This is a genomic window from Streptococcus sp. 2021WUSS126 (assembly GCF_044427255.1).
GTDB classification, from domain to species: Bacteria; Bacillota; Bacilli; order Lactobacillales; family Streptococcaceae; genus Streptococcus; species Streptococcus hashimotonensis.
Map to the genome: position 1 here is coordinate 21842 of NZ_JAOTGI010000027.1, position 6947 is coordinate 28788.

Consider the following 6947-nt stretch of genomic DNA (forward strand, 5'->3'; position numbering starts at 1 on the left):
CTTCCTCCTTATTTTCCTCGCCAAATACGTGTATCTACCAAACCACAGTAGGCATCTACAGGCGATACTCCTGTAAAGGCTGACTCTCCTGCTAATTTAGTAACCAAGGCTTCTAAAGTGACAGGCAAGCCATCGTAGGCATTGATATAGGTTGCAACCTGTGGCATATCTGCAAGTGCAAATGGGTGCTGAACGGAGACAACAATGGTTGAAATTTCGTGGACATAGAAAGGCTGGTCTGGTGTTCCCTTGGCAGCTGGCCAAATAATCCGCTGAGTTGTCCCGCCTGAGTTGACATCGACTAAATTGATAATCAAATCATAGTTATCTGTGATTTCGGCAATTGGACGCTTGGAAGCATAGACATTTGCAATCGCTGCTGGTCTTTCTTCTTCTGGTAATTTAGCAATCCGTGCTTCTGTATTTTCCCAGATAGATACTTGGTGACCTCGAGCTTCTAATAGTTCTTTCAACGTATCGGCTGCTCTCTTCTTGCCAGCATTGATCATGGCACCAAAACCACCCTTATAGCCATCTACTTCTACCAACAAAATCCGTTTGTAGCGTTCTGGATTGACAGGGAAAATTCCTTCTTGTTTGGCTTTTACCAAGGTAATCGCCTTATCAGCTACTTCGTTGGCAAGCTGTTTCGCCTCATCTCTACCAATCAAAGCCAGCGCTTCTTCTTTTGGCAACATGATTTCCTGACGACGACCTTCAAACAAGTGAAGACCGAGTTTAGCTTTCAAGCCCAAGGTACGACGAAGGGCATCATGGAGGCGTTCCTCAGAAAGCAGACCATTTTCCAATCCTTCTTTCATCCATTGCAAATCTTCTTCTGGATCATTGAAGAAAAGGAAAAGATCACATCCTGCTTCAATAGCTGTAGGCAATAGCTCACGACGCGGCATAGAGGCTGTCATACCGATCATGTGACTGGCATCCGTGACAATGGCACCATTGTAACCTAACTCTCCACGAAGCAATTCATCCAAGAGGGTTTTATTCAGCGAAGCTGGCAACATGTCATCCAATTCACGTTCTGGATGCATTTCTTTCTCAACATTTGGCAAATGAATGTGCCCCGCCATAATACCTGGAAGACCTGCGTCAGCCATCTCACCGTAAATCCGTCCAAATGTTTCCATCCATTCAGATTTGGTCATGGGATTCGAAGCAAAAGAGAGATGATGATCACGTTCATCAATACCATCGCCTGGAAAATGCTTAGCAAACGGCACAATGCCGTGTTCCATAATGCCACGCATGTATTCTTTGGATAATTCAATGACTTGGTCTACATTAGCTCCCCAAGTTCGGTTTGCAATGATTGGATTGCGCCAATTACGGCTGAGGTCCATAATCGGTGCAAAGGAGGCATTGCAGCCTACCGCAGCTGCTTCAAGTCCTGTAACTTTCCCCATTTCATAAGCATAGCGGGGATCGGCTGTCGCAGCAATCTTGATTTCATCCCCAATTTTCGTTCCATCCGTAACAGCACCATTCCCACCAGATTCGGTATTGGCTGCAATCAAGAGAGGAATCTTAGACTTGGTCTGCAAAATATAGTTTTGCTCCCAAATATCTGCAGCAGGTCCAGGATTGTAACGAACAGCAGCAATCTTATAATCATTTAATACTCCAGTCAGATATTCTTCCGTCCGCTGGCTACCCATATTGACAAAGAGATGACCGATTTTTTCATCCAAGGTCATCTGAGCAATGGTTTCTTCAATCCAAGAAATAGCCTCTTCATCAAGGCTGTAAGGTTTCTTCCGTAAATCTACTAAATGTGTCATGTTTGGCCTCCAAAAAAGCTAGAGGACATAGCGCCTCTAGCCCTTCTCTCTAGTCGTCTAAATTATTCCAAAATGCCTGTGTCAATTTTGTTTCTTTCTCATCTGTGAATGCTTGATGAGCAAATTCATCTGCAATCGTTTCTGTCAAATCTGTCCAAGATTGCATCTCTCGTCCTACTAAAATAGGATAGAAATGGACACCGTTCAATTCCGCCGCCTTCAAATCACCAGGCGAGTCACCAATCATCATAATCTTATCAGGACAATACCCTTCCTCTATTAACAGTTTGATGACATCTTCTTTCTTACCACGGTCTTGACAGTACAATTCTGTAACAAAGTCCATCAAACCTTGGTCTGTCCACTCTTCTTCTACTGCTTCCTTATTAGCAGAAGAAACCACGTAGACTTTTCCTAACTGGCTCAATTTTTCCAAGCCCTTGTGAACGCCGATGAAGGCTAAAACAGGACCGCTATAATGCTTAATGGCTTGATTGACTTGAGTGGACCATTTTAAGGCTAATTCCAAGTCTTTTGACGGCTGCTCTTCTAACAATCTTTCCAGAGAAGCATTTGACAAAGAATCTGTGGTCGCGACCCAATTTTTCAAGTTGTCTATACCAGTCACACCTGCAAATTCTAGGCCTTTAACCAAGCCTACAAAACGGTTAATACCACGTTCTCGTGAGTAGAGATTGACTCGATTCCATTCAGCTAAAAACGGTTCTTTATCTTTGACATCAAAAACATCTGCAGCCAAGGGGCCGAAAAAAAGTTTATGTTTGTAGGTCATGGTGTCCATGGCGCAGCCATCAGAGTCCACACAAAATACGTATTCCATCTTCATCATTAGACTCCTGAATAGGCTGAGAAGCCACCGTCAATCGGTAAAACAACACCGTTGACAAAACTTGCCAAATTCTCATCTGCCAAGAAGAAGACTCCTCCGACCAACTCTTCGGCTTCACCAAACCGTCCCATCGGTGTATTGGTCAAAATCTTGTTAGCACGTGCGGTCGGTTGACCTGCCTCATCAAACAGCAAACCACGGTTTTGGTTGGTAACCAAGAATCCAGGCGCAATCGCATTACAGCGGATGCCAACTTTTGAAAAATGGACTGCTAACCATTGGGTAAAATTACTAATAGCAGCCTTGGCACCTGAATAGGCTGGAATTTTTGTCAAAGGAGTAAAGGCATTCATGCTGGAAATATTGATAATATTTGCTCCCGAGCGACCGATCATATCCTGTGCAAAGACCTGTATTGGCAATAGGGTTCCTAGATAATTCAAATTGAATACAAAATTGATACCTGCCTCATCCAAGTCGAAGAAAGTTTTGGTATCAGCTGGCAACCCAATCTCATGGAATTCATTGTCTGTTGTCGCTTTGGGATTATTGCCTCCTGCACCATTGATTAATATGTCTACAGGACCAAAATCTGCTAGGACTTGCTGGCGAACTTCTTCCAAATTTTCCTTAGAAAGAACGTTAGATTTATAGGCTTTTGCAACACCACCTGTTGCTGCAATCACATCAACGAAGACCTGAGCCGCAGCCTCATTCAAGTCCAAAAGCGCAACCTTTGCACCTGCCTTAGCAAATTCTTTTGCCAAATAGCCACAAAGAACGCCTCCTGCGCCTGTAATAACAACAACCTTATCCTTAAACTCAATAACACGTGACATATTAGCTCTCCTTATTTCCAACTGTTTTGACTGTAATTCCAAAATCTGGTGTCTTGCCTGCTGCTCGCATATTGGCTTCATAGAGACCGTTAAAGTAGGTTGCCCCAAGGGCTCGGTCATACAAACCATAACCAGGTGTCTTGGTCTGGTCTCCCCAGATACGACGACCGTGGTCTGGACGCAAGGCACCCGTCCAGTCATAGTCTACCAATAATTTAACAACAGCGTTCATATCAATGTCACCAGCCTGTGACAAATGTGCAGTTTCTTGGAAGCCCCAAGCACCTGCCGTCACATTGCGCGTATGCATAAAATTGATGCGATTGCGTTTGAGAGCATATTCTGTCATGGCAAGGACATCATTTTTCGGATCAGAAGCATAGGATCCGACACACATGGTAATTCCATTGTGCTCGGAATCGTAGAGATTCAAAAATCGTTCAACGGCTTCTTGACCAGTGATGATGCGCGGTAAACCAAAGATTCCGTAGGGAGGATCATCAGGGTGAATGGCCATTTTGACGCCAGCCTCCTCAGCCGTTGGCATAATCGCTTTGATAAAATACTCCAAATTCGCCCATAAATCTTCTTCAGAAATATTCTGACGATAATTTTCGATAATAGCCTTCATTTCTTCCTTGGAATAGGATGAATCCCAACCTGGTAAGTTCAAATCATCCGCCACAGGATCAACACCTGCCAAATCAGATTTAAGGAAAGCTAAAGAAGTTGAACCATCTGGAAGTGGGTGGTGCAAGTCTGAACGAGTCCAGTCAAACACAGGCATGAAATTGTAGCATACAACTGGAATACCTGCAGCCCCGACATTACGGATGGACGTTTTATAGTTTTCGATTAACGCATCACGATTTGGCTTCCCTTGTTTGATGTCTTCATGGACAGGAATGGATTCAATAACAGTAATTTCAAGTCCTGCTTCTTCTACCATTTTTTTCAGCTCTAGAATGTTTTCAAGGGGCCAAGCTTGACCAACTGGCACATCATAGACAGCAGTCACAATCCCCTGCATACCAGGAATCGCCTTAATCTCTTCAAGTGTCACAGGATCCTTTTTCCCATACCATCGAAATGACATTTTCATGATTTACTCTCCTTTATTGTTCAAAAAATTCTTTGGCATTGTAATAGGATATGGCTTCTACAAACCGCCCTAAACGATTGTAATCTTCAGGCACTTCTTCATCAACAATCCATTGGCCGACATAGGTCGCTAAAATGCGTCTGAAATAATCATGCCGTTGATAAGATAAAAAGCTACGCGAATCGGTTAACATCCCAACAAAATTAGCAAGCATACCCTGTTCTGCATAGGCATTCATCTGGTCAATCATGCCCAACTTGGTGTCATTGAACCACCAACCGGCACCAAATTGTAGCTGGCTACGAAGCCCTTCCTCATTGGACTGGAAATTCGCCAAAGTATTGGCTAGAGCAATGTTGTAACTTGGATTGAGATTGTACCAAATCATTTTTGGAAGGGCATTTTCCTTGACCAAGTTATCTAACAAACGATTCAAATTCACAGTCAGACATGTCTGGTCTCCAATCGAATCTACACCTACATCTGCTCCAAGTTTTTCAAACAGTCCTGTATGGTTGTTCCGTAAGGCACCAAAGTGAACTTGTGTCACAAAACCATGTTTCTTGTACAGTCGGCACAGTTCTCTAAAGATGGCAGTCTGCCATTTATTGATACTGGATTGGCCAGCCTCTTTACCTGCAAGTCTTGCTAGTAAAATATCATCAAGCTCTTCAAGGCTTGCTTCTTCGTATGAAATAGCCGTAAAGCTAATGTCACTTGCTCGGCAACCGTGTTGAGCAAAATAGGAAACGCGCTGACCAAGTGCCTCTACAAAACTTGCAAAGTCTCTTACTGCTACCCCTGTTACTTCCTCCAAGCGTTTAATAAATGGATTGAAATTTCGATGTTCTATAAAGGCTTCATCTGGGCGGAAAGTTGGTGCCACTACAGTATCTATAGTTGAGTCCTCAGCCAAGCGCTTATGCCATTCCAAGCTATCTAGTGGATGGTCAGTTGTCCCAATAAAGGTCACCCTAGCATCCGCAATCAGCTTCCGTGGACTCATTTGATGTTCTTGTAAATAGGCATTGAGCTGATGATAGAGTCGCTCTGCATTTTCTTCGGTCAACAATTCCTCAATACCGAAAACCTGTCGCAATTCCAAATGACTCCAATGATAGAGAGGATTTCCAAAAGCCCGTTCTAAGGTTCTTGCCCAAGCCTTAAACTTATCTAGTTTACTTGCTGAACCTGTGATTTCTTCTTCTGAAATACCATTAGCCCGCATCAAGCGCCACTTATAATGGTCACCCCCCAGCCACAGATCAACAATATCTTCATAAACCTTATCTTCAAAAATTTCCTTAGGATCCAAGTGGCAATGGAAATCATAGATAGGAAGCTCTGCTATTTTCCCGTAAAGCTCCTTAGCAGGCTCATTTTTTAGCATAAAGTTTGTACCATTAAAACTCATTTCATCCCTCCAAAGCTGCAACAAAACTGCGAGCAATCGTCGTTACACTTTCATAGCCTTCAGCCTGCACTCGACTTGCCAGAGCCGAACCGACTCCAACAGCACAAGCACCTGCCTTTTTCCAATCTGCAACATTTTCAACCGATACGCCACCAGAAGGCATCAAATCCACTTGGGGCACAGGGCCGTGTATATCCTTGATAAATCCAGGTCCCAACACGCCACCAGGGAAAAGCTTGATAATAGGACATCCCGCCTGACTAGCTGTGACAATCTCTGTTGCAGTTGCACAGCCTGGGAAGTAGAGTACCTCAGCCTCTTGAGCCAAGTCTTGAATTTCTTTATCAAAATGAGGACTGACCAGGAAACTAGCACCTGCATCAATGGCCGCTTGTGCCAGCTTAAGATTCATTACTGTTCCCGCTCCGATGACTACGGAAGAATCGTCTGAGAACTCCTCTTGTAATTCTTTGATAACTGTCGCTGCGTTTGGAGTCGAAAATGTAATTTCAATATTTCGAATACCTCCCAAAATCGCATGGCGAGCGATTTCTTTCGCATCTTCTTCATCTTTTCCGCGAATCACTGCGAAAAAGTAATTTTCTTTTAATTGCTTTAACATCTTGACCTCCAATTAGAAAGCGTTGTCATTTATAGTTATAGTATACAATTCATCAGATGATTTGTCAATGAAAAAGCAAAAAAATAAGGCTGGGCCAAAAGCCCAATGTCATTAAGTTAACTAACCTATCACATTTTGTGGTGGGTTAGTTTTTATGTTACACTAAAAATAAAAGGGGAAAAGTCATGCTAGATCAGATTAAAGCTCATTTACTTGATAGTATTAACGACATCGTTTCCACCGCAAACCAGTTTGTGCTTCATCCTGAAAAAGATTTTAGTCGGAAAAGTCAGCTAACGATGAAAACCATGATTCAAGCTA

Annotated in this window: 6 protein-coding genes and 1 pseudogene; 1 reads left to right on the plus strand and 6 read right to left on the minus strand. The window is 43.2% G+C overall.

Annotation, left to right across the window (positions count from 1 at the left end; genetic code table 11):
• Positions 1–8: 8 nt before the first annotated feature.
• Genes ODU39_RS09155 through ODU39_RS09180 form a run of 6 tightly spaced genes read right to left on the minus strand, consistent with a single transcriptional unit; the run spans position 9 to position 6626 of the window.
• The gene (locus tag ODU39_RS09155) at positions 9–1799 is read right to left on the minus strand and encodes a glycoside hydrolase family 3 protein (protein WP_398580289.1); all 1791 of its coding nucleotides are present in this window, start codon (positions 1797–1799) and stop codon (positions 9–11) included.
• Positions 1800–1848: 49 nt separating this feature from the next.
• Positions 1849–2649: an HAD family hydrolase gene (locus tag ODU39_RS09160; protein ID WP_398580290.1), complete on the minus strand. Its 801-nt coding sequence runs from the start codon at positions 2647–2649 to the stop codon at positions 1849–1851.
• Positions 2649–3488, minus strand: a complete 840-nt coding sequence (locus ODU39_RS09165; RefSeq protein ID WP_398580291.1) for an SDR family oxidoreductase — start codon at positions 3486–3488, stop codon at positions 2649–2651. Before ODU39_RS09165 ends, ODU39_RS09160 begins: the two co-directional genes overlap by 1 nt.
• A gap of 1 nt (position 3489) precedes the next feature.
• Positions 3490–4590, minus strand: coding sequence for a mannonate dehydratase (locus ODU39_RS09170; RefSeq protein WP_029188531.1), 1101 nt, complete (start codon positions 4588–4590; stop codon positions 3490–3492).
• 13 nt (positions 4591–4603) lie between these two features.
• Complete coding sequence (gene uxaC / locus ODU39_RS09175) at positions 4604–6004, minus strand: glucuronate isomerase (protein ID WP_398580292.1); 1401 nt, start codon at positions 6002–6004, stop codon at positions 4604–4606.
• 1 nt (position 6005) lies between these two features.
• A complete protein-coding gene (locus tag ODU39_RS09180) occupies positions 6006–6626 on the minus strand; it encodes a bifunctional 4-hydroxy-2-oxoglutarate aldolase/2-dehydro-3-deoxy-phosphogluconate aldolase (RefSeq protein ID WP_024379443.1) in 621 nt (206 codons plus the stop codon).
• Between the two features lie 185 nt (positions 6627–6811).
• Between ODU39_RS09180 and ODU39_RS09185 the strand changes: the two are divergent.
• Positions 6812–6947: pseudogene (locus ODU39_RS09185) on the plus strand (IS4 family transposase); the annotation flags it as partial.

Excerpts from the sequence above, each read along its gene's own strand:
- ODU39_RS09155 (WP_398580289.1), bottom strand. The coding sequence starts at position 1,799 with ATGACACATTTAGTAGATTTACGGAAGAAACCTTACAGCCTTGATGAA.
- ODU39_RS09160 (WP_398580290.1), bottom strand. The coding sequence starts at position 2,649 with ATGATGAAGATGGAATACGTATTTTGTGTGGACTCTGATGGCTGCGCC.
- ODU39_RS09165 (WP_398580291.1), bottom strand. The coding sequence starts at position 3,488 with ATGTCACGTGTTATTGAGTTTAAGGATAAGGTTGTTGTTATTACAGGC.
- ODU39_RS09170 (WP_029188531.1), bottom strand. The coding sequence starts at position 4,590 with ATGAAAATGTCATTTCGATGGTATGGGAAAAAGGATCCTGTGACACTT.
- uxaC (WP_398580292.1), bottom strand. The coding sequence starts at position 6,004 with ATGAGTTTTAATGGTACAAACTTTATGCTAAAAAATGAGCCTGCTAAG.
- ODU39_RS09180 (WP_024379443.1), bottom strand. The coding sequence starts at position 6,626 with ATGTTAAAGCAATTAAAAGAAAATTACTTTTTCGCAGTGATTCGCGGA.